This window comes from Bacillus sp. PK3-037, from assembly GCF_054161355.1.
Map to the genome: position 1 here is coordinate 2,988,402 of NZ_CP096408.1, position 23,293 is coordinate 3,011,694.

At 43.0% G+C, this 23,293-nt stretch carries 23 protein-coding genes and 1 pseudogene; 15 read left to right on the plus strand and 9 right to left on the minus strand.

Annotation, left to right across the window (positions count from 1 at the left end; translation table 11 throughout):
- Nucleotides 1-23: 23 nt before the first annotated feature.
- A complete protein-coding gene (locus M1D69_RS15410; protein ID WP_458105599.1) occupies nt 24-1,754 on the minus strand; it encodes an ABC transporter substrate-binding protein in 1,731 nt (576 codons plus the stop codon).
- Between the two features lie 115 nt (nt 1,755-1,869).
- On the opposite strand from M1D69_RS15410, the gene M1D69_RS15415 reads away from it, so the two are divergent.
- Nucleotides 1,870-3,072, plus strand: coding sequence for an MDR family MFS transporter (locus tag M1D69_RS15415; protein WP_458105598.1), 1,203 nt, complete (start codon nt 1,870-1,872; stop codon nt 3,070-3,072).
- A gap of 107 nt (nt 3,073-3,179) precedes the next feature.
- On the plus strand, nt 3,180-4,334 hold the full coding sequence (locus M1D69_RS15420; protein WP_458105597.1) for an AbrB family transcriptional regulator: 1,155 nt from the start codon (nt 3,180-3,182) through the stop codon (nt 4,332-4,334).
- Nucleotides 4,335-4,736: 402 nt separating this feature from the next.
- On the opposite strand, the gene ntdR is transcribed toward M1D69_RS15420, so the two are convergent.
- Nucleotides 4,737-5,726: an NTD biosynthesis operon transcriptional regulator NtdR gene (ntdR, locus tag M1D69_RS15425; RefSeq protein WP_024120832.1), complete on the minus strand. Its 990-nt coding sequence runs from the start codon at nt 5,724-5,726 to the stop codon at nt 4,737-4,739.
- A gap of 105 nt (nt 5,727-5,831) precedes the next feature.
- Here ntdR and M1D69_RS15430 point away from each other — a divergent pair, with 105 nt between their 5' ends.
- From M1D69_RS15430 to M1D69_RS15450, 5 genes are all read left to right on the plus strand, one after another.
- Nucleotides 5,832-7,157, plus strand: coding sequence for a DegT/DnrJ/EryC1/StrS family aminotransferase (locus tag M1D69_RS15430; RefSeq protein WP_458105596.1), 1,326 nt, complete (start codon nt 5,832-5,834; stop codon nt 7,155-7,157).
- Nucleotides 7,129-7,977, plus strand: a complete 849-nt coding sequence (locus tag M1D69_RS15435) for an HAD-IIB family hydrolase (RefSeq protein ID WP_458105595.1) — start codon at nt 7,129-7,131, stop codon at nt 7,975-7,977. The genes M1D69_RS15430 and M1D69_RS15435 overlap by 29 nt, the downstream gene beginning before the upstream one ends.
- Before the next feature lie 14 nt (nt 7,978-7,991).
- Nucleotides 7,992-9,044, plus strand: coding sequence for a glucose-6-phosphate 3-dehydrogenase NdtC (gene ntdC, locus M1D69_RS15440; protein ID WP_458105594.1), 1,053 nt, complete (start codon nt 7,992-7,994; stop codon nt 9,042-9,044).
- 71 nt (nt 9,045-9,115) lie between these two features.
- Nucleotides 9,116-10,321: a glucose/mannose transporter GlcP gene (glcP, locus tag M1D69_RS15445; RefSeq protein ID WP_458105593.1), complete on the plus strand. Its 1,206-nt coding sequence runs from the start codon at nt 9,116-9,118 to the stop codon at nt 10,319-10,321.
- A gap of 347 nt (nt 10,322-10,668) precedes the next feature.
- The gene (locus M1D69_RS15450; RefSeq protein ID WP_458106136.1) at nt 10,669-10,863 is read left to right on the plus strand and encodes a hypothetical protein; all 195 of its coding nucleotides are present in this window, start codon (nt 10,669-10,671) and stop codon (nt 10,861-10,863) included.
- A 26-nt stretch (nt 10,864-10,889) separates the two neighbouring features.
- Here M1D69_RS15450 and M1D69_RS15455 read toward each other — a convergent pair whose 3' ends face one another.
- From M1D69_RS15455 to M1D69_RS15470, 4 genes are all read right to left on the minus strand, one after another.
- Nucleotides 10,890-11,417 (minus strand): MarR family transcriptional regulator, encoded by a 528-nt coding sequence (locus M1D69_RS15455; RefSeq protein WP_458105592.1) that lies wholly within the window; start codon nt 11,415-11,417, stop codon nt 10,890-10,892.
- A gap of 76 nt (nt 11,418-11,493) precedes the next feature.
- Entirely contained in the window at nt 11,494-12,987 is a 1,494-nt protein-coding gene (locus M1D69_RS15460; RefSeq protein ID WP_458105591.1) for a monooxygenase, read from the minus strand.
- A gap of 167 nt (nt 12,988-13,154) precedes the next feature.
- On the minus strand, nt 13,155-13,676 hold the full coding sequence (gene lepB, locus M1D69_RS15465; protein WP_044156498.1) for a signal peptidase I: 522 nt from the start codon (nt 13,674-13,676) through the stop codon (nt 13,155-13,157).
- A gap of 1 nt (nt 13,677) precedes the next feature.
- Nucleotides 13,678-14,298 carry a TVP38/TMEM64 family protein gene (locus M1D69_RS15470; protein ID WP_458105590.1) on the minus strand — a complete coding sequence of 207 codons (621 nt, stop codon included), beginning with the start codon at nt 14,296-14,298 and terminating at the stop codon, nt 13,678-13,680.
- Between the two features lie 155 nt (nt 14,299-14,453).
- Between M1D69_RS15470 and M1D69_RS15475 the strand changes: the two genes are divergently transcribed.
- The 3 genes from M1D69_RS15475 to M1D69_RS15485 all read left to right on the plus strand — a co-directional run bounded on the left by M1D69_RS15475 (nt 14,454) and on the right by M1D69_RS15485 (nt 16,708).
- Nucleotides 14,454-14,816: a hypothetical protein gene (locus M1D69_RS15475; RefSeq protein WP_458105589.1), complete on the plus strand. Its 363-nt coding sequence runs from the start codon at nt 14,454-14,456 to the stop codon at nt 14,814-14,816.
- Nucleotides 14,817-15,041: 225 nt separating this feature from the next.
- Nucleotides 15,042-15,242, plus strand: coding sequence for a DUF3311 domain-containing protein (locus tag M1D69_RS15480; RefSeq protein ID WP_010333642.1), 201 nt, complete (start codon nt 15,042-15,044; stop codon nt 15,240-15,242).
- Entirely contained in the window at nt 15,239-16,708 is a 1,470-nt protein-coding gene (locus tag M1D69_RS15485) for a sodium:solute symporter family protein (protein ID WP_458105588.1), read from the plus strand. The genes M1D69_RS15480 and M1D69_RS15485 overlap by 4 nt, the downstream gene beginning before the upstream one ends.
- Nucleotides 16,709-16,748: 40 nt before the next feature.
- On the opposite strand, the gene M1D69_RS15490 is transcribed toward M1D69_RS15485, so the two are convergent.
- On the minus strand, nt 16,749-17,018 hold the full coding sequence (locus M1D69_RS15490) for an excalibur calcium-binding domain-containing protein (RefSeq protein ID WP_199398395.1): 270 nt from the start codon (nt 17,016-17,018) through the stop codon (nt 16,749-16,751).
- Nucleotides 17,019-17,229: 211 nt separating this feature from the next.
- On the opposite strand from M1D69_RS15490, the gene M1D69_RS15495 reads away from it, so the two are divergent.
- Nucleotides 17,230-18,129, plus strand: a complete 900-nt coding sequence (locus M1D69_RS15495; RefSeq protein WP_458105587.1) for an SDR family oxidoreductase — start codon at nt 17,230-17,232, stop codon at nt 18,127-18,129.
- 44 nt (nt 18,130-18,173) lie between these two features.
- On the opposite strand, the gene comK is transcribed toward M1D69_RS15495, so the two are convergent.
- Nucleotides 18,174-18,752: a competence transcription factor ComK gene (comK, locus tag M1D69_RS15500; protein WP_024120818.1), complete on the minus strand. Its 579-nt coding sequence runs from the start codon at nt 18,750-18,752 to the stop codon at nt 18,174-18,176.
- Nucleotides 18,753-19,044: 292 nt separating this feature from the next.
- Between comK and M1D69_RS15505 the strand changes: the two genes are divergently transcribed.
- The gene (locus tag M1D69_RS15505; protein ID WP_044156508.1) at nt 19,045-19,278 is read left to right on the plus strand and encodes an IDEAL domain-containing protein; all 234 of its coding nucleotides are present in this window, start codon (nt 19,045-19,047) and stop codon (nt 19,276-19,278) included.
- Nucleotides 19,279-19,306: 28 nt separating this feature from the next.
- On the opposite strand, the gene M1D69_RS15510 is transcribed toward M1D69_RS15505, so the two are convergent.
- A complete protein-coding gene (locus M1D69_RS15510; protein ID WP_059293097.1) occupies nt 19,307-20,164 on the minus strand; it encodes an SDR family oxidoreductase in 858 nt (285 codons plus the stop codon).
- A 111-nt stretch (nt 20,165-20,275) separates the two neighbouring features.
- Between M1D69_RS15510 and M1D69_RS15515 the strand changes: the two genes are divergently transcribed.
- The 3 genes and pseudogenes from M1D69_RS15515 to M1D69_RS15525 all read left to right on the plus strand — a co-directional run bounded on the left by M1D69_RS15515 (nt 20,276) and on the right by M1D69_RS15525 (nt 23,244).
- Entirely contained in the window at nt 20,276-21,805 is a 1,530-nt protein-coding gene (locus tag M1D69_RS15515; RefSeq protein ID WP_458105586.1) for an FAD-dependent oxidoreductase, read from the plus strand.
- A gap of 257 nt (nt 21,806-22,062) precedes the next feature.
- A pseudogene (locus M1D69_RS15520) lies at nt 22,063-22,437 on the plus strand (protoglobin domain-containing protein); the annotation flags it as partial.
- Between the two features lie 12 nt (nt 22,438-22,449).
- On the plus strand, nt 22,450-23,244 hold the full coding sequence (locus tag M1D69_RS15525) for a methyl-accepting chemotaxis protein (RefSeq protein WP_372588344.1): 795 nt from the start codon (nt 22,450-22,452) through the stop codon (nt 23,242-23,244).
- Nucleotides 23,245-23,293 lie beyond the last annotated feature (49 nt).

The following is a 23,293-nucleotide window of genomic DNA, read 5'->3' on the forward strand; positions in this document are numbered from 1 at the left end:
GAGGGTTCAAATGAGAGCCCTCTTCACTCTTTTGACAGCCATACAGAGTAAAAATCAATCCACCCCTCTTCATCCAGCATCAGACCCTCAACAGTTTCACTCGATGCAACCTCAAGCACATTTTGATACAGCGGAATCGCGCTGACATCGCCGATAAGCTGACGGTCAATTTGTTTTACTATATTCATTCTGGAAGACCGGTCGGGCAATGAGAAAAACCGTTCTATCATTTCTGAAAATGTCCGTTTCTGTTCATCTGAAAGATGCTGATGCAAAAAGCTGTTCTCCGAAAGCAGCAAATGCAAAAAACCAAACTCGCTTTCTTCATAAAACGTTGCGCTGTCATGAATGATGTCAGCCATTTGTACGATTTCCGGGCGGCGCAAATCGGCAGCAGTACAAAATTGCAGCTCAAGCCTAATGCCGTTCCGTTCACAAACCTCTTGAATCCATGCTGCGTCCTCGCGATGATCCGTTTCAGAAAAGGTAAACAGTGACAGCGTTTCCCCCGCATATCCGCTTTTTTTCATTAATTCCGCAGGTGAAGCGTCTCCCCAGTCAAAAGGCGCCGGGTGAAAAAAAGATGATACCGGAATGTTTCTGTGTCCTCCCGCCTCACGAACGAGCTGTTCAGATGAAATCAGCAGCCGAAGGGCTTTTCTTAAACTTGGATGCTGAAGCGGCCCTTTCTTTCGGAGGTTTAGTGACAAATATTGAACATGCCGTTCTTCAAAAACAGTTTGCCGCTCAGGAAGTTTCTGTTTTTCTCGAAGGGTAAAACCGTACACATCATCTGCTTGCTCAGAAAACACAAACTCAATACGATCTAAGAATGCCCGGCCTTTAAAGTACCGCTCGTTGGCTTGAAGAATGAGCATATGTTCGTCATGCTGAACAAGGCAAAAAGGTCCCGTCCCATTCACCCCGCCGTTCGTTTCTGCCGGCAGGATAGACAGCCGTTCATCACAAAGAATATATGGCAAAAGCTCATTCGGCTGATCGAGCTCAATGTCCACACAAAAAGGCCCTTTCTCTGAAATCCGTTCAACACCTTTCAGCAGCCATTTATATGGATTGTCATCATGATCCATAAAACGCTGAAACGTAAATACAACATCCCTTGACGTCAATGGCTTTCCATTATGAAAAGAAACGCCTTTCCGAAGAAAAAATCTCCACCGTTTTTTCCCCGCCTTATTCCATCCGTGGATCAAATGCGGCTGCGGCTCTCTCTTTTCCCGATCAAATCGGAGCAGTGTATCATAAATCTGCTTGACAAAATGGCCCTCTGACCGCAGAAAAATCCTGCACGGATCAAAACTGCTTACCGCAGCTGGGGCTATAAACAAGCGCAGCACATCCTGTTCACCATCCTGTCCGGTTTCTGTTACAAAACCGAACACCTCAGAAAACCACATGTCATACATATTTTGAATCCCCGGAAACGCCGGCTGATACTGGTCAAGCAGTTCTTTTGCTTTTTCAAGCTTTCCGGCTGTTGTATATTCCTTGGCAGTTTGAAGCAGCAAATCTTCCGGATGACGGAGAAAAGCGATTTTTGATTTATGGCCGCGCCCCGATCCGCTTTCGCGAATGATCCACTTTTCGCTCTCCATCTTACGTAAAATCAGCTTCGCATTTCTCTCTGTACAATATAAACATGCCGCAATCTCACTGAGCGGCATTTCCTTCATCTGTCCCGGTTCGCCGCTCTCAGCTTTTGCGAGCGCCACATAATGGTCAATCAGCTTCAATCCCTGCACCTCCTGACAAAAAAGGGGAATCTTTTTCTCTTATTTTCTTCTCTTTTTGGCCCGCCGCCCCTTCTATACACTACTACTATATCAAACAGCGAAAGGCGGAAATCACATGTTTATCCTCTTCCAATCAATTACATCCCGCTACACAGTACCCGTTTGGCTCCGATTTTTCGGCGAAATGCTGACAAGCCTGACAGGGGCCATGATGGGGCCGTTTATGGTGCTGTATCTGCATGAGCAATTAAACGGAAGCGTGATGCTTCCCATGCTGATCATCAGTCTTCAGCCCTTCGCTGATATTTGCCTGACACTCATAGCGGGACGGGTGACAGATCAGCTCGGACGGCGAACAGCGATCCTTACTGCCCTGCTTCTGCAAACAGCGGCAATGGCGGGTTTTGTTTTTGCTCACGATGCATATTTTTTCGCTTTCCTTTATATCCTCAACGGCATCGGAAGATCCCTGTACATTCCTGCATCACGCGCCCAGATTGCCGAAAGCACGCCGGAAAGCAGACGGTCGGAAGTTTTTGCCGTCATCAATGCCATCTACTCAGCAGGCTTGACAGCAGGTCCGCTGCTTGGGCTGCTGCTGTACGCTCATGATCCCGTTTGGATATTTGCATTAGATGCCGCGGCGCTGTTCATTTATTTTCTTATCGCCGCCTTTAAATTACCAGAAACAAAGCCGCTAAAAGCAGATCATTCCGCAGCATTATCCGCGAGTTTCACAAGATATCGGCCTGTTTTGATCCTTTTGCTGCTTTCTCTCCCAATCAGCATGTTATACGCACAAACAGAAACAACATACAGGCTGTTCAGCAAAAGTATGTTTCCTGATTACCTGTCCATGCTGGCAATCTACTCGGCGGCAAAAGCTTTATTAAGCTTTGTTCTTCAAGTCCCTTTAGTAAAATGGACAGAAAAATTTCCGATGAAAACGATTCTTCTCATCACCTATATCAGCTACTCACTTGCGGCCGCCGGCTTTGCATTCTCAACATCTTTGACGCTGCTTATGCTGACTGCGGCCGTGATGACGGTTGGAGAAAGCATCGGACTCACTCATATCCAAACCTTTATTTCCCGGCTGGCGCCGCCGCATATGCTCGGCCGTTTCTATGCGATATACGGCCTGCATTGGGATATCTCAAGGTCAGTCGGACCGCTGGCCGGCGGACTGATCCTGACTTCGTTTGGCGGAGAAATCATGTTTTACACTCTTTCCGCGTGTCTTCTCGCCGCCGGTTTCTTGCAGTCTCATATCATGGAGAGGATTGAATATAAGGTCATAAGAAAAGTGAATGACTGACAGAAAAAAATTCATCATTTCATTATCAACAAAAATATACTATAGTAATGATACATTCACTACATGAACAATTGGAACTGTAAGTTAATAGGAAGAAGGGTTTTATATTGAAGAAAGACAAAAATCTCCTCACAGATCTATGGTTTATCGCAATCAGTGCAGCCGGGGGGTTTATTCTTTCGTTAACCGGAATATCGATCGGGTGGATGATCGGAACGCTGATCGTCGCCTGCTGTCTCGCTATGATACGGCCGGTTTGGCTGATGATGGCGCCAGATCAAAAAGGAATTAACCGCCGGTGGCTCGCTCTCGGGCAGATGATCCTCGGCATTGAATTGGGCCAAAAGCTGAACCTATCCGTTCTGTCTGTCCTCAAAGATCATTGGTTTTCGGTCGGCATCATGCTGATTTTATCGATACTTCTTGCCATGCTGTCAGGCTATGTGCTTTGGCGTTTCAGCAAAACGGATATGATGACCAGCTTTGTCGGCACGGCTCCCGGCGGACTGTCCGCCATGCCGAGTATTGCTCAGGAGGTCGGTGCCAATACCGCTATTGTCAGTCTCGTTCAAATGATGCGGGTGCTGCTCGTGGTCCTGTCTATTCCGTTTTTGGTTATCCTGATTTACGCTAAACAAGATGGCCCTGCAAATGCCGCAACACAAACGGTATCCGCTGCCACGACAGAAATCGGGCTCGCTCCCGTACTGTGGACCGGCGTTCTCATTTTCGTTGCCTGGGGTGCTTGCAAAGCGGCAAAATATTTAAAATTTCCCGCTCCGTGGCTGCTCGGCAGTATGCTCGGTGTAGCGGCCGTGCACATAGGCGGCGCTTCAATAACAGGCCATGACATGCTTGCATGGTGGCCGTCACAAGCCAACCATCTTTCACAGATATTTCTGGGGGCTACAATCGGTTCTAAGATGTACAAAAGCATGTTTGCCGGCGTTACACGTATCATGATCGTCGGTTTCATTTCATCAGTCGGCTTAATTGCCGCTATGCTTTTAAGCGCGGTGATCGTTTCCAAACTGACAGGGATTTCGCTGATCACCTCTGTTTTGGCATTTGCACCCGGCGGCATTGCGGAAATGGCGACCACGTCTGTTACATTGCATGCCGATTCCACCTTTGTCGTTGCGGTTCAGGTCATACGCGTCATCCTTGTCATCGCCCTCTTGCCGCCGTTTTATCGTCTGCTTCACCATCTTCACGGTGAAAAAAAAGGCAAAGAGAGTTCGATAAGCGGCAGCAATGCCTAGTTGGGGAAAATCTCCATATGGTAGACTTTAGGAAGAAAAGGCTTGGGGTGACTCTATTCTGCAGAGTATGGAAGACTTCAAAATGGAGCAGGTAAGTGAAATAAAAGGATTCAAAAACTTTTAAATCGCAAACCACCAAGATGAGGTGTAAAAAGCGTCAATCCAGATATTTCGTTGTTGAGAATGCGTTGATTGAAATTGCTGACACAAATGAATGATAAGTAAAAGCGGATACAGCGTATAGAGCAATGAGTAATGAAGAATCTTTAAATAGAGCGACTTTTGGTATAAGAGCATCCATAAGAATTCCAAAAAACAGGCTTCCTGATAGAAAAAGAGGTTATATATGATAACCTCTTTTTCTATACAAAGATAAAATGATAAGGAAGTGAAAATCTCTAGTTACGTTGATTCTCTTATAATAAGATTTGTTGGAAGTTTAATAATTTTTCTGTTTAAAGAAGTGTTACCCGAAATATACTCGATTATTTTCAACACAGCCTGTTGACCCAATTCTATTATGGGAATATCAATTGTTGTTATGGTCGGAGTAACGACTTGGCAAATCGAATGGTTGTCAAAACCAATTACAGCTAAGTCTTCTGGGACTTTAAAGCCATTTTTTATCGCCTGTTTAATAATCCCTGCGGCGACTTGATCATTTCCTGTAAATATTGCTGAGGGTCTGTCCTTTAGATCCTTTATCTTATGAAAAACGCGAAAGCCATCCTCGATATTAAACAATTCGCCGAATATCCATTCGTTTCTATGATGTAAATTGTAATCTTGTAAAGCTTTCAAGTAACCCTCTCTCCTCTGACATTGAGCTTCGCTATATGGAGTATCAAAACAAAATCCAATTTTTTTATGTCCTCTTTCAATTAAATGTGCTACCCCCATGTATGCGGCTTCAAATTCATCATACCCAATGATCGTTATGTCCGCTGAGTGATGATATTCATTACACAATAAGATAGGACCATACTTTAAGAAAGGGGATATCTTATCCCATTCATTTTCTAAGGTTCCAAGAATAATGCCATCAACTTCTTTATGTTTCAATAACTCTAATAATTCCAGCTCTGTCTGTTTGTCATAAAAGGTTTGAAATACAATGACCTTGTAATTCTTAAACAGCGCCTCATGAGAGACCCCTTTTATTAATTGAGCAAAAAATGGATGGTCGATACTCGGAACCGATAACGCTATCGTTTGTGTCTTATTTCTCCTAAAATTCCGAGCTAAATAATTGGGAGTGTAGTCAAGATCGTTAATAGCCTCTAAGATCATATCTCTTTTTTCTTTTGATACATAAGGATGATTATTCAATACTCTTGATACTGTGGTTTTAGACACATTGCACAATTTTGCGATTTCATCAATTGTAGGCATATTTTCCCTTCCTCAAAAAAGTTATTGACATGTTATCGGTTTCAGAAATTAGGATAAATTTGTATCAAATTTTCCAGATTATAAAAATCATTGGAGGTACTGTTCATGCAAAAACAGGTTAGAGTTTCAGGTAAAAGTAAAGAAAACATGTTATTGCTAAAACATTTAAAAGGTGACATGCAAGGAAAAGAACTTGTTATTGAAGACAGTATTGCAAACGAGCGATGGAAACAAGTATTAAAAGAAAACACGGATATTGAAAACGACCTTTTCAACTACCAAAAAAATCGTGAAATCAGTAAAGTCCCTTTTATGCCTGTAGACAGATTAATAACCAATGATGAAGTGGATGATATCTTAAATACATTAACTGCAGTTTTGCCAACTGGAAAATTTACGAGTGGTTCCTATTTAGAGCAATTCGAAGATGTTTTATCTACATATTTACATAAAAGGTATGTAATTGCAACCAGTAGTGGAACGGATGCTATTATGATAGGATTATTGGCTTTAGGGTTAAACCGAGGGGATGAAGTGATCATGCCAGCTAATAGCTTTGCAGCTACTGAAAATGCTGTATTAGCTTTGGGAGGCGTCCCTGTCTATGTAGATATTAACCCGCAAACATTCTGCATCGATCCTAACAAAATTGAGGAAGCAATAACTCCTTATACAAAATTTATTCTGCCTGTGCATTTATACGGGAAACATTCAGACATGAAGCATATCCGTCAAATCGCAAATCGTTATAACTTGAAAGTAATTGAGGATGCTTGCCAAGGAATTGGACTGACAGACTTAGGAAAGGATGCAGACATAACCATATTAAGTTTTAATCCATATAAGAATTTTGGTGTATGTGGCAAGGCTGGAGCAATAGCAACTGATAATGAAGAACTCGCTAAAAAATGCATTCAATTTAGTTATCATGGTTTTGAAGTAAATGTAAAAAATAAGAAAGTCATCGATTTTGGACTTAACTCAAAAATGGACAATTTACAGGCAGCTATTGGTTTAGAGAGGATTAAGTATCTTTCCTTAAACAACTTCAAAAGACTGTTTTTGGCGGATAGATACATTACCCAATTAGCAGAATTACAGAATAAAGGTCTTATTGAATTACCGGAATTAAGTGAAGATCATGTTTGGCATCTGTTTCCTATTAAGGTAAGAACAGAAGATAGGACAGATATCATGACTAAATTAAATGATGATTTTGGTGTTCAAACAGATGTATATTATCCAATCCTGTCTCATATGCAAAAAACTCCTTTAGTACAGGACAAGTATACAAAACTCCAATTGGTTCATACGGAAAAGGCTCATAGCCAGGTACTGCATTTGCCATTATATCCGTCATTTACTTTAGAAGAACAAGACAGAGTAGTGGAGGGTCTGTTTCATGTTATTAAGCAAGAAGTCAGAGTATAAAACCTTATCTAAGGTTGAACATCCTAAGTATATTGTTTTTTGTGATTTTGATGAAACGTATTTTCCGCATACAATCGATGAACAAAAACAACAAGAGATATATGAACTCGAAGACTATCTAGAACAAAAAAGTAAAGCTGGGGAACTGCTCATCGGATGGGTTACCGGGAGTAGTATAGAATCTATTCTCGATAAAATGGGACGAGGGAAATTTAGATATTTCCCGCATTTTATAGCTAGTGATCTTGGAACTGAAATTACGTACTTTTCAGAGCATCATTTCGGACAGCAAGATAATGAGTGGAACAGTCGTATAAATGAAGAGTTTAGTAAAGAAAAGATTGAAATACTTGTGAAACAGTTACATGAAAGTCATAACATTCTTTTGAATCCCCAAACTCAATTAGGAAAGTCACGGTATAAGCATAATTTTTATTATCAGGAACAAGATGAAATAAACGACAAAAAAAACCTATTAGCAATTGAAAAGGTCTGCGAGGAATACGGGGTTTCAGTTAATATAAATCGCTGCAATCCCTTAGCAGGTGATCCAGAAGACAGCTATGATGTAGATTTTATACCCATGGGAACAGGAAAGAATGAAATTGTAAAGTTTATGTTAGAGAAATACAACCTAGATACCGAAAAAGCTATCGCATTTGGAGATAGCGGAAATGATGTTCGTATGTTGCAGGCAGTAGGAAATGGATATCTTCTAAAAAATGCAACACAAGAAGCCAAACATCTGCACCAATTGATAACCGATTGTGAGTACTCAAAAGGAATTACCAATACCTTAAAAAAATTAATTGGATCATGAGGAGGAAATAGAGTATGAAGAAGATTGGTATCATAGGTGCAGGCGGTATTGCAAGAGCGCACGCAACTGCTTTATCTACAATTAAAAATGCAGAGTTAGTTGGCGTGTATGACATAAATCAACAAAATGCGGAAAGCTTTGTTAAAACTTTCGGCGGGAAGACATATGAAAATGTAGATGAACTAATTGATGTCTCAGAAGGTTTAATTGTAGCATCTCCAAACTTTTGCCATAAAGAACATGCTTTGCAAGCATTAGCAAAACATAAGCATGTATTGTGTGAAAAGCCCATGGCTATTTCTCTTGAGGAAGCAAGCATTATGAAAGATACTGCTGAGAGGTTAGACGTAAGAGCTAGTATGGGATTTAATTATAGATATTTGTCTTACGTAAATATCTTAAAAAGCTTAATTATCAATAATGAACTAGGTAACATCCTGTCCATAAAAGTACACTTTAAGAAAAATAGCGCCCTTAGACGTAAGAAGTTTACTTGGAGAGATGACGCGAATAGTAAGAAAACCAGCGGGTCATTGGGGGATCTGGGTATTCACCTTATTGACATGGTATGGTATTTGTTCGAGAGTGATTTCATCACAGAATCAGTAAGGGCAAAGATGAACACAAATGTAAAAACAAAAGAGGATAAACAGGTACTTGTAGATGACTATGCAGAAATATACGGTCAACTGAAGAACAAGGTATTTGTAAATATCATCACATCAAAATGTTCTGTACCTGAAGACTGCGGTTTTAGCATTGAGGTAGTTGGACACAAAAAAGAGTTTAAATACCACACAGGCAATCCTCACGTTTACAAGCTCATAGATGGCTTGAACGCGGTAGACTGCCCAGTGCCGCAAAGTCTATTAAACGATCCGCCAAACGAATTTTATGGTTGGGCTGATTCTTTTAGAAGCGAGTTAATCAATTGGATTTCATCAACTCAGAAAGATTGGGTTGAGATCCCTTCTTTTAACGATGGTTTTAGATCTCAGGAAGTATTAGAAATGTTCTTCGAGAAAGATAGCAACTCTCAAACAATGTCTGTTTTAGCAGTCAACTAGTATTTCGAAGAGATAAGTTACTGAAAAAGCAGGAATTTATTTTCCTGCTTTTTCATATAGGGGTGTAATGAATGTTAAGAGGGACATATTTATTTGGATATGCTTTCTTTTTCACAGTGGGTATTATCCATATATCAACAGGAAGTTTGACACCATTTCTTTTAGAGTCTTTTAATAAGACAACAGATGATATTTCGATCATCATTTTCTTTCAGTTTACCGGATTCCTAAGCGGAGTATTAATCGCACCGTTAATGATTAAGAAATACAGTCACTTTAGGACACTTACTTTAGCTTTGATCATAATGCTTGCAGCGTTAAGTATCTTTTTTCTCACTAAGGATTGGTATTATATTGTTGTAATGGCTTTTCTCTTAGGATATGGAGCAGGTACATTAGAAACGACAGTTGGTTCCTTTGTTATCGCTAATTTCGAAAGCAATGCAGAAAAAATGAGTAAGCTAGAAGTCCTCTTTGGATTAGGCGCTTTAACTTTCCCATTATTAATTAATTCCTTCATCAATATCAATAACTGGTTTTTACCGTATTACTGCATATTCACCTTTTTGTTCGTCCTATTAGCAGGGTGGTTAATTTTCTTATCCAAGAACCGAAAGTACGCTAAGAATGCTAACCAGCAAGTGGCCTTGCCAGATGCAGGAGCATTTCAATACTTTATAGGAGACAGAAAAAAATCAAAGCAATTGGGCTTTTTTGTATTTTTCGCTTTCCTATATGCTGGTATTGAAACAAATTTCGCCAACTTTTTACCTTCAATTATGATAAACCAAGACAATGAACAAATCAGTCTTATCAGTGTCTCCTTTTTCTGGGTAGGGATCATCATAGGAAGAATACTGATTGGTTTCGTAAGCAAAAGGCTTAATTTTTCTAAGTACCTCCTATTTAGTTGCAGTTGTTTAATTGTTTTGTTGATCGCCTTCTCTTATATAAGTAACCCCATACTTCAATTGGGCGGCACATTTTTGATTGGTCTAAGTATAGCGGGCATATTTCCCATTGCTTTAACACTAGCATCAATCATTATTCAGAAGTACGTTGACGAAGTTACAAGTTTATTTATTGCTTCGGCAAGTTTCGGAGGAGCGATCATCTCTTTCTTAATTGGATGGAGCTTAAATCAGGATACGATCTTATTAACCATGGGAATCTTTACAACGATGGCGGTCATTCTAGTAGGTATTTCTGTAAAGATTAGGAGAACTAAAACAGAAGACCCTATTTCACTTGAAAGCAAAGCTTCAAAAACACAGTAAAAAACGTGAAAATGAAAGATACTAAAGACATATCGTAAGTAAGAAGAGGACTTAATGTCCTCTTTTTTATCATGAGAAAACAGTGTTGTAGCAAAGGAGATGGCAGATGATAGAAATGATTATGATTTTGTACCTGTCCGAGATACGTTCAGGTGACTAGCAAAGGTATTTACAGAATTGATTTATGATACATCCATAAATCAAGGTATACTAGCCTGTTGCTCCCCATCAAAAATAATTCTAAAATTTCCTCAAAAAAACATCAAAAGCCAAAGATCGACTTTTGAGATGAACCGAAGATGCATGTAAACTAAAGGAGAAATCATAAAATGAATAGGGGCGTTATGATGAAAAAGATTTTTAAAGGGAATTTGCTGCGCGACAACCCCGAGAAAGCAATGCACTTATATTATGGAATATGTTTAGGAATCTGGCTGATTTATAATTTGGTGACATCCAGCTCCCCTGGGTTGCCGCTTATCATTTTAGCCGGAGGAAATCTGATTTACCTTACAATCTTGAAAAAGAAAGAAGAAACGTGAAAAACACGCACCTCAGTGCGTGTTTTTTATTTAAAAACGTTGTGAAGACCATCTTCCATCTCTTCTGGCGACGGATACCATTTTGTCACCAGATCCCGAAACAGCCGTTCCGCAAAATGAATCTCTTCCTCTGTATACCGGTCAAAAAATGACAGAAAACGCTGTTCGACCTTCTGATGATAATATTTATGCAAATTGTGAAGTTTTTTCCCAGCCGGCGTCAGTCGGAAGTAGACCTCCTTTTTATTATCGCTGAGCTGTGTTCTGTGAAGGAAGCCTGCGCCGAGCAATTTTGTACTGATGCGCGATACAGTCGCTTTTGTCGTATTCATTTTTTCTGCTATAGACGTGACATTGATTGGTTCATTGTCCCCGACACAGGATAGAACATGCATTTCTGTCATCGTCAATTGAGATTTACTCCCGTGCTCGGCATCAAGCTTCTTCAATTCATCAGCCAAAAAGGCTTTAATGAGCCCCTCCCATTTCTCCTGCTGATGAATGAGCTCCGCATATAATTCAAAAAGATTGCGTTTCGTATGATCTGTATTCATCGGGTTTTCCATCCTTTTTCATTCGATTGTTTCTTTTATCATACCGTTTTGTTACAGATGAAACAATCGAATTACGTTACACCCGGCTGGTAACGGAAAGCCAGCGGCTGATCCCTGTTTGAATCACCTCGGCACAATCAGGCGCCGATGCATCCACAGCCCAGGCAACATGTCCGTCAGGGCGAATCAATATTGTATGCACGTCCCGCAACTTTTCATTCGGTTCTGCAAGCGAGGCGTTTACCGTGCGTAAGCCTTTCATTCGGCTATGATCATCAGCTTCTTGCATCAATGACAGCAAAACGAATGTCCCGTTTTGGAGACAGCTGTACAGCCGTTCCGAACTGCCGCCGGAACGAATCAGCTTCATATCAGGGAGCCTTAACCCGTTCAAACGATGCGGCGGCATATTGGGATCGGCTTCATACCTGACATCAAGCGCAGAAATTTGCCCCGCTACATATCGATTCACTTCAGGGAAGGCGAGCAGCTCCGACATCATACTCCGCAATTGGAGGCCTGCTTGAGTGAAATCAATCAGCTTTGTCTGCGCCTCCGTGTTCCTCAGGAGCCCTTCTGCAGCCGGATGCCGCTCCTCATGATAGCTGTCTAAAAGCCATGAAGGCGCAGCGCCCTTGACGGCCGCCGCCAGCTTCCATCCAAGATTCATCGCATCCTGAAGGCCGACATTCAGCCCTTGGCCGCCCGCTGGAAAATGAATATGCGCCGCATCCCCTGCAAGGAAGATTCTGCCGTCGCGGTACCGCTTCGCTTGGCGTGCTGCGTTCCCGAACCGTGACATCCAGGAAGGCTCGGTTAAACCGAAGTCAGTTCCGCAAATTCGTATGAGATCAGTTTTTAGCTCCTCCTCAGTGACAGGCACATCTTTCGGCGTCTGCGTGCGATAAGGGCTGATCACGACTACACGGTATCGGCCCGGAGAAAGCGGAACGATCATGACACCCCCCTCTTTTGTGCAAAGGGACAGCACGCCTGACGGCGGCGGAGAAAGGAGCGCCACATCTCCAAGCGCAGCGGTGACAGTGCTGTCTGTTCCCGGAAACTCAATTTTTGCCTGTTTCCGGACGGTACTCCCGGCGCCATCTGCCCCAACGGCAAACTTGCTTGTGATCGTCCGTACACTGCCATCCCGATCCTTAAAAATCGTTTGGACCGCTTCCCCGTTTTGCGTAACCGCCAGCACCTCTGCCCCTCGTAACACCTCTGCTCCCTGGCTCCGCGCATGTTCCTCTAGCAGCTGCTCTGTTTTGGCCTGCGGAAGCAAAAGCGTGTAAGGACAACCCGTATCCAAGTCTGAAAAATCAAGACGGGTATCCAGCATCGAAAAGTGTCCGGAAGGTATTTTGGTTCCCATGGATACGAAACGTTCCAGCAGCCCTCTCATCTCAAGAAGCTCCAGCGTGCGGGGATGCAGCGTCAGTGCCTTAGAATGCGGAACAGGCTTTTCAAGCCGCTCAATCACACATGTTTTCACCCCAGCCATCGCAAGCTCGGAAGCCAGCATAAATCCGACCGGTCCTCCTCCTATAATCACTGCTTCAACATTCATCTAAATCGCTCCTTTTGTTTCATATAAAACTAATGGAAACCACTGAAAATAAAAGAAAAACCAAAAATCAAATATATTTTTGTTACACACGTAACGATTTTGATTATAACTCCTTACAATTTTTTCTTCAACACATTTTTCCAAACCAGCACAAAAAAGACGCCGCTTCAATTGGCGTCTTTTTGTTCAGCATCGGAAATCAAACCGACGATATTTTTTTCTCTAACCGGACCAAAGTGCCGGCTGTCGAAGCTGTATATGCGATTATCTCCAACGACAAAATATTGACCTTTCGGCACCTTGCTTGTTCCTGTCACATCTTTCAACGTAAAATCACCTGTTACATGGCTTCCGGCAGAAACTGATTTCAAATGCTTCAAAAATGGTTCAGCCACCTGCTTTCCGTTCACATACAGCTGATCATCTTTATATTTGATTGATTCACCAGGCAAGCCGATTACCCGCTTAATCAGCACTTTTTGATCAGGGCCTTTAAACAAAACAATATCAAAACGATGGATGGTTTTGAATCGATGTGAAAATTTATTGACCAACAGTTCGTTCCCTTCCTGAAAAGTCGGGTTCATGCTGATGCCTTCTACTTTGTAATCAATAAAGACGGCATTTTTGACTTGAATGGCGAGAACTACGGACACGACACCGGCAAGAAACCAAAACCGTTTTTTCATGTTACTGTCTCCCTCCATCATGCTCACGCTGGCTGGCTCTCACATGCAGATGCCGTTCCACCCTTTTGCCGACATACCATAAGACAGCAATCACCAGAACGGCAATAACCGTGCGAATCGGCTGCGTGATCAGCGCGTGAAGATCATATCCGATGAAGCTGATCATAAAAATCATGCCGAGCTTTCCCGAGGCTGCCGCCAAAACAAACGGCCGCGTCCCGATCCTTGACAAACCGGCGACCACATTCACCGCGGCAGACGGTGTAAATGGAAAACAAAGCAGAAGAAACATCGGGCCAAAACCGTGTCTTTCCACCCATAACATAAGCTTTCTGACAGACGGATGCCTGCGGATGAATCCAAGAGCTCTTCTTTGTCCATAATGACGGACAATGAAAAACACGAGAATGGACCCCGCTGTTGATCCGGCCCATGACAGGATGAAGCCTTCCCACAATCCAAACGAATTTGTATTCGCCACCACAAAAACGATAAGCGGCAAAAACGGAAGAAATGCTTCAATTAAAGGCAGCAGCACAGCAATAAGCGGACCGAAAGCCCTATAGCTTTGAAATAATTCAGTTAAACGATCCTCTGTCAAATAGGATAAAAATTGCTCCAACGTTTATACTCCTCACCGGGTTTGTCTATCCTTATTCTACACATTCTCGGCGAAAAACTAAAAAGTTTTGGTGATTTTTTCTGTCTTGAAACATTTCACCAGCCGATATAGAATATAATAAGAACAAACGTTCCCTTAAGAAAGAAGGAGTTACCATGCCGCATTTGCAGCCGGAAGGATATGAATTGATAGAGCGGGCCCTCTTTTTGCCTATGGTCATTACCATTTTAAACCGCGATCTCGGCGGAATTGAGAAAAGCTCATTAAAATTGAAGCACCCTTATATACAACTTATCAAAGAATCATTAAAAATAGCACAAAAGGATCTGATTGAGGTCAGAAAAGAGCTGAGGAAAAGAAAAATCGCCATCCACGAGGCTGAGCGTGATGAAGCCTTTACGCTTTATTTATTTGTCATTGATGGCTACGAAGAAAAACACCGCTATTTTAACCCGCGAATCCGGGAGCAAGTAAGCAGTTTGTTAACATTCTATTTATTTGCGCCGGACTCGCCATGAGTCTTTCAGATCATTCTGTATTCCCCCCTTGCGCCCGTCCCCTCTTTCTGGCTCCTTACAAATAAATTTCAGACAATTCACACTATACAAACAAAATAATTTTATTTATAATTCGTACCACAGCCTTTCACTCCCCAAAAAATGACATGTGCCGCCAAATTAGCGACTTGATTTGCAGGCTGCACATGACACGCACCGCCCAACTTTTGATCAAAGGAGGATTTTATGAAACTGATTCACATTCTTGCCGCTTTGCCCTTCATCGGACTTTTGCTTGGCATCCCTTTTGCAAACAAAGTGACACCCTATCTGTTTGGCATGCCATTCATTCTCGCCTATGTCGTCATGTGGGCTTTGCTGACCTCTGTCCTGATGGCGATCGTGTATGTCCTCGACAAAGAAAATAAAAGGGAGGAAGCAGAATGAACGCAGCTCTCATCATCATTTTCGGTGTCCTGCTATTCAGCATGTATCTCGGCGTACGCGCCCAAAAAGGAAAAGACATGGACCTTGAGCAGTGGACGGTTGGAGGCCGCGGCTTCGGTACTGTCTTTGTTTTCTTATTGATGGCAGGAGAGATTTATACGACGTTTACGTTTCTCGGCGGAAGCGGCTGGGCTTACGGAAAAGGCGGACCGGCTTTTTACATCATCGCCTACGGCTGCCTGGCCTATATTCTTTCTTATTGGCTCCTGCCGGCGGTATGGTCCTATGCGAAACAGCATAAGCTGATGTCGCAGTCCGATTTTTTCATTAAAAAGTACAACAGCCCGCTGCTTGGCGTGCTCGTCTCACTTGTCGGCATCTCCGCGCTTATTCCTTATCTTGTGCTGCAGCTGAAAGGGCTTGGATTGATTGTATCGGAAACGTCTTACGGAAAAATTTCTCCTACTGCTGCCATTTGGATCGGCGTCATTTCAATCACAGTTTACGTTATGGTATCCGGCATCCACGGGTCCGCCTGGATATCCGTTGTCAAAGACATCATGATTTTGGCCGTCGTTTTATTCTTAGGCGTATATCTGCCGATTCATTACTACGGCGGATTTCAAGACATGTTTCAGCAGATTGAAAACGCAAATCCCGGTTTTATTACCCTGCCCGAAACAGGGCAAAGTGCTGCATGGTTCAGTTCAACCGTGCTGCTGACGGCGCTGGGCTTTTACATGTGGCCCCATACGTTTTCCGCTTCCTATTCAGCAGAAAACCCAAAAGTCTTTCGAAAAAACGCCATTATTATGCCTTTATACCAGCTGGTCCTTCTATTTGTCCTTTTCGTCGGCTTTGCGGCTATCCTGCAAGTTCCCGGTCTGAAAGGCGCAGACGCGGATTTATCACTTTTGAGACTGTCTCTTCAAACCTTTGATCCTTGGTTTGTCGGAATCATCGGTGCAGCCGGACTGCTGACAGCGCTTGTGCCAGGTTCCATGATTTTAATGTCGGCCTCCACTTTGTTTGCCAAAAATGTTTATCAAGTGTTTGCTCCCCGCACGACGGAACAGCAGGTGTCATTATTGGCTAAATGTTTAGTGCCTGTGATTGCGCTGATTGCTGTGTACTTTACATTCAAAGGCGGGAACACAATCGTTACGCTTCTCCTTATGGGATACAGCCTCGTCACACAGCTATTTCCGGCCCTGCTGTTCAGCCTGTTCAAGCATAAGATCGTGACCAAACAAGGAGCCTTTGCCGGCATTATAACGGGAGTCGGAGCGGTTTCTTATATTACCGTTACAGAAACAACAATCGGCACTTTATTTCCGGCGCTGCCGCAAGCGGCGAAAGACTTAAACGTCGGCATTGTCGCTTTGCTGCTGAATGTTACGGTCATGATGGCAGTCAGTCTTATGACAAGAAAAGCGAAAAACGCAGCTGCTGATCAAGCCGCTTAAACACGAAAAAAGCAATCTGGACTACAGATTGCTTTTTTGTTTAGCGTTCGCAGGCGATATAATCTTTATCGCGATCTTTCTTTTTATTGGCATCATAAAGCGCCTTAGATACGTAAGGCTTGTACTTCGTTTTTCCGCCTTTATTTTTCACCTTGGACGTACGGGCTACCCCGCCTTTGTACACTTTGTTTAATTCCTTGCAGTTCTTATACGTCTTTACCTTCGTTTTGGCTTCCGCCACATGGTCAGCTCCGTATGAAAAACCGAAAACGAGACCGAGTGACAGCAAAAGCGCCGCGGCTTTTTTCATGACAATATACTCCCCCATACCCAATATTTAGTTGTTTTATAGCGATTTTATCATAATTCAATTCGTCATATTTTACAAGATAAATATGGAAGGAGCAGCAGTTTTTTTGCTTTCTTTGTCTTGCAGAGAAGCAAACTGCCAAAACATGTTTTTCTCACTTTGCTCAAGGGTACACATACGAATGTACACCACACAAAAAGGAGCGTTGATGATGTCTGATACAAAACGAAACAATCCTTTAACAGCATTTTTTCACGATGAATTTCCTGAACAATACCAAGAACCGCCCGGCTTGCAGCAAAAAATGAAGCCGGTTCCGGACTGCGGAGAAAAAAGCTATAAAGGAGCCGGCAAACTAAATGGCCGAAAAGCTCTTGTCACCGGCGGTGATTCCGGTATTGGCCGCGCTGCCGCCATCGCTTATGCCCGGGAAGGCGCCGATGTGGCAATTAACTATTTGCCCGCGGAACAGCCTGATGCAGAAGAAGTAAAAGAACTGATTGAAGCAGCAGGACGCAAGGCAGTCCTAATTCCAGGTGATCTGAGTGACGAATCGTTTTGTCACGATTTAGTCAAACAAGCGCATAACGAACTCGGCGGGCTGGATGTGTTAGCGCTCGTTGCCGGTAAACAGCAAGCAGTGCAAAACATTGAAGACCTTCCTACTGAACAAATCTATAAAACGTTTGAAGTGAACGTCTTCTCGCTATATTGGGTTGTTAAAGCGGCGCTTCCGTATTTACCGGAGGGCGCGTCTATTATTACCACAACTTCAGTTGAAGGCTACAACCCAAGCCCGATGCTGTTAGATTACGCGGCGACGAAAAACGCCATTATCGGCTTTACCGTTGCGCTCGGAAAACAGCTGGCGCCCAAAGGCATCAGAGTGAACTCTGTTGCGCCAGGACCAATCTGGACTCCGCTGCAAATTTCCGGCGGACAGCCAACTGAAAGCATTCCGAAATTCGGCAAAGGGACTCCGCCGTCACCATTAAACCGCGCGGGACAGCCGGCGGAACTGGCAGATGTTTATGTATTCTTAGCTTCAGAGAATTCAAGCTATGTGACATCTCAAATATACGGCATCACCGGCGGAATTCCGACGGCCTGATCGTTAGAAGGAGTTGCCCTGTTTGGTCAGCTCCTTTCTATTTTCTAATACCGCTCCCCAAGCTCACGCAAAATAAAATCATAAATCATCTTCGTCCGCTCTTCCTTCGGGTACAGCATAAATTCCTGCCGTTTCGGGACACGGTGTTCGATTCTGTCCTGAAATTTGGTTCTGAGCCAGGCTGTCCGGTATACCTGATTTTCGAACGAATTGCAGGAGACCGGAAGTTCCATCGTTTTTCCGTTTGAAAACGTCACTTCCGTATCGTCGAATTCAGTCGGTTTGAATTCTTTTACATGCACATGGGAAATCCAGCCGCATTGGGGTCTAGTCGAAGAAAGTGTAGGGAATAAAAAGATTTGGTTCGAAGGGTCCACCATGATTGGCGGTTTGTGAGAAATTTTTGTCACTTCATAAGTTCCCGCTTTTCTTCCCGCGTAGCTTGATCCGAAAAATCGGCAGCTTCGGTCGACAATTTGCAGCGGCTTCATGCTGACGTAAAACATACAGTCTTTTTCAATGATTTTCGAACAGATTTTGCCGTCGATTTCTTCTGGCAAAACGGCAATTGTTGCGCTGTTTACTTCATACGATTCTAATGGTGCGTCAGTTTTCTGACTCATAGTATGGCCTCCATCCTTTTTCTGCAAAATTTATACTAATAATCTATCATCTGCATTTATAAAACAACAGTATTTTTTAACAAATGAACTAAAATTATCTTTTATTTATATTTTTTAGTTCTATTTTACTAGTAATAAACCGATTTTATTTTACTGCATGATCTCAGATCACAGCATTTCGCAGGATATGTCGATAGATTGCCAAGTGTTAGTTGTCTAAAGATTATAAAAATTTATTGATTTTTTCGACCGTTATCCATATACTATAAAAAAGGCATTGGGGGGATTCTTTATGAAAGAGAAAAAGTCGTACACTGAGCTCATGAAGTCCCGCAACACGCAAAAAACAAAAGAATTTGATGGAACAATGATGGATATTTACATTCAAATGGTGCTCGATGAATCCTTGTTTAAGCGTCGGTTGACCATGCTGACTGACCAAATCAACAAAGCCTTGGACGAAAAAGATAAAGATGCGTTTCTTACGCTCTCTAAAGAATATGCAGCGCTCAAACAGAGCGAATAAGCCAATCCTTAAGGATTGGCTTTTTTAATTACCCATTTACAATCGTTCCCCCGTTGACATGAATGGTCTGGCCGGTGACGTAAGTGGAATCATCGCTGGCAAGATATAAATAGCTCGGCGCCACTTCCACCGGCTGGCCCGGCCGTTCCATCGGCACATCCGAACCAAACACTTCCACATCTTTTGCAGCAAAGCTGGCCGGAATGAGCGGTGTCCAGATTGGCCCCGGCGCAACCGCATTGACTCGAATGCCTTGCTGAACAAGCGATTGGGAAAGGGATCTCGTAAAAGTGACAATGGCTCCTTTCGTCGCTGAGTAATCGATCAATGTTTTATTGCCTTTGTACGCGGTGATCGATGCTGTATTGATAATACTGCTTCCTTTTTTCAAATGAGGCAGCACAGCCTTCGTTAAATAAAACATAGAGAAAATGTTCGTCTGGAAGGTTCTGATCAGCTGATGGCTAGTGATTTTTTCAATGCTCGGCTGCACATGCTGCTCAGCGGCATTATTAACCAAAATATCTATGGTTGGAAAAGCCTGGCTGGCCTGTCTTACTACTTCATTACAAAAGGCTTCATCTCCGACATCTCCTGCAATCAGCAGGCACTTCACCCCTTCTTTCTCTACATACTCCTTTGTTTCTTCGGCGTCCTGATGTTCATTAAAATACACAATGACCACATTCGCCCCTTCTTTTGCGAATAACACCGATACAGCGCGTCCGATCCCGCTGTCTCCGCCTGTAATAATGGCCGTTTTGCCCGCTAGTTTTTTTGCCTTCTTCGGCTTATCAAATACCGGACGGGGATCCATCAGATATTCGAATCCCGGCTGCTGGTCCTGATGCTGCGGCGGCAATGTTTTCTTTTTCTCATTCGCCAATGCAATCACTCCTTTTCAACCCTATTATGGTATGAACAAACCCTGCTTCCTATGTATGAAAAGATAGAAAATGGAAAAATTAAGAATAAATGATATTGGAGGTACAATGGTTTGGCTAATCAACCTTTTTCAAAAGAAGCTCCCGAAACATATTGGAGAACATCGGCGGACTTGCCTTCTTTTCCGGCGCTGCAAGAAGATACGGAATGTGATGTCACCATTATTGGAGGAGGCATTACAGGAATCACGACGGCCTATGAGCTGTCCAAAAGAGGCCTCCGTGTCGTTCTGATTGAAGCGAATCAGGTTCTCAATGGCACAACGACCCACACAACGGCAAAAATTACAGCGCAGCACGACATGATTTATGATGAATTTATCCGCAATTTCGGACTGAACCACGCAAGGCTTTATTATGAAGCGAACCAGAATGCAATTGATTATATAAAAGGAATTGTTGATGAACTTCAGATCGATTGCGAATGGACCGAACAAGACGCTTACCTTTACACAACAAGTGAAGATGCTGTACAAAAAATCCGCACTGAGCATGAGGCATACACAAAACTCGGGATTGAGAGAGACCTCGTAAAAGATCTCCCCCTTCCCGTCGGCTCTAAGCTGGCGCTCGTGATGAAGAATCAGGCCCAATTTCACCCGCTTCACTTTTTAACCGGGCTCCTTGATCAGATCGTGCAAAAGGGCGGACGGATTTATGAAGAGACTGTTGCGCTTGATATTAAAAAAGGAGAAATGCCTGAAGTTGTTACAAAAAGCCGGCACGCCATTAAAAGCCGATTTATCGTATGCTGCTCCCATTTCCCTTTTTATGACGGGGGCGGCTTATATGCAACAAGAATGTATTCTGACAGATCCTATGTCCTCGCCGTCAAGCCGAAGATCGACTATCCTGAGGGCATGTATTTAAGTATAGACCAGCCGTCAGTTGCGCTTCGCTACACCATTGCAAACGGAGAAAAGCTGATTCTCTTCAGCGGAGTAAGCCATAAAACAGGCCAAGGCAAAGACATGTCGACCCATTACGAAACGCTGAGACAATTGGCAGAAAGCACAATTGGAATCGAAAGCATTCCCTATTACTGGTCTACACAGGATCTCGTGACCATTGATAAAATTCCATTCATCGGGCCTATGTCTGAAAATGAAGACAATATTCTCGTTGCGACCGGCTTCAAAAAATGGGGCATGACATCATCAGCTGTCGCAGCTCAGCTTTTGTCAGACCTTGTGGAGAAAAAAGACAATCCATATGAGAGCATTTTTACACCGTCTCGTTTTCATCTGAATCCCGGCTTACAAAAGGTGATTTCTTACAATGCAGATGTGGCTAAGCATTTCATTAAAGGGAAGCTTGAAAAACCGGACGTCGAGTTTGAAGAGATCACGCCAGGTGAAGGAAAAGCCGTCACCATTAACGGCAGACGCGCGGGGGCATTCAGAGATGAAACGGGCTGCCTGCATCTCGTTGATACAACCTGCACCCATTTGGGCTGTGAAGTGGAATGGAACGACGGAGAGCGCACATGGGATTGTCCGTGCCACGGATCTCGCTTTAAACCAACTGGCGAGGTAGTCGAAGGACCGGCCATCAAACCACTAAAACAAATTGACCTTGATTAAACCGTTCATATAACTGAACGGTTTTTTTATAAATAATTTCTATCTGCCGTCTTCATTCGTGCTTCCCTTGACCGATAAAAAAGAAAAAGGCTTAAAAAGCCAAAAGATAAAATTATATTTTCCCAAGGGGGATCACTGTATTGTTATTTAAAAAAGATAGAAAAAAAGAAACGGTTTATTTTTCAAATTCAAACGACCAGCAAAAAAACCGCATTCAGCTCACAAACAAGTTCTCAGATGTGAAAAAACAGCTCAAAATGGTCAGACTGGGAGATCCAGAGCTGCACGTGCTGCAAGAGCTGCAGCCCTTAATACAAGAAAACATTGTCTACATAGTTGACGCTTTCTATAAAAATCTTGATCATGAACGCTCATTAATGGATATCATTAACGACCACAGCTCAGTTGACCGCTTAAAACAAACGTTAAAACGGCATATTCAAGAAATGTTTGCCGGTGTCATTGATGATGAATTTATTGAAAAACGAAATAAAATTGCTTCTATCCATTTACGAATCGGCCTTCTGCCAAAATGGTACATGGGGGCGTTTCAGGAATTGCTTCTATCAATGATTGACATTTATGAAAAAGCAATTACAGATCACCAGGAACTGCTGAAAGCAATCAAAGCGACAACTAAAATCTTGAACTTAGAACAGCAGCTTGTCCTTGAAGCGTTTCAAGCTGAGTACAACCAAACCCGCGATGAACAAGAAGAAAGGAAAAATCTTCTGCATCAGAGAATCCAAGAAACCTCCGGGTCGATCGCAAATCTGTTTTCAGAAACGAGCCGATCCGTTCAAGAGCTTGTTGACAAATCTGAAGGCATTTCCGAAGCATCCAAAGCCGGCACAGTGACATCCAGCACCGTTGAAGAAAAGTCGATCGGCGGGAAAAAAGAGCTTGAAATCCAGCAAAAACAGATGAACCAAATCGATACAAGCCTCGTCCAAATCGAAAAAGAAATGGTCAAGCTGGATGAAATCGCACAGCAAATTGAAAAAATCTTCGGCATCGTCACAGGCATCGCCGAACAAACGAATCTTCTGTCGCTAAACGCATCTATTGAATCAGCCCGTGCAGGCGAACACGGCAAAGGCTTTGCCGTTGTGGCCAATGAGGTGCGAAAGCTGTCTGAAGATACGAAAAAAACCGTATCTACAGTGTCCGAGCTTGTGAACAACACCAATACACAAATCAACATCGTGTCGAAGCATATCAAAGACGTGAACGGGCTTGTCAGCGAAAGCAAAGAAAAAATGACACAAATTAACCGTTTATTCGATGAAATCGTTCACAGCATGAAAGTCAGCAAAGAACAATCAGGAAAAATTGACGTCGATCTGCAGGCCTTTCTCGGGGGGCTCCAGGAGGTCAGCCGCGCCGTTTCTCATGTGGCTGCTTCTGTTGATTCGCTTGTCATTCTTACAGAAGAATAATCATCAAAAACCGGCCGACCGAAGGGCCGGTTTTTTCACACCTCATTTG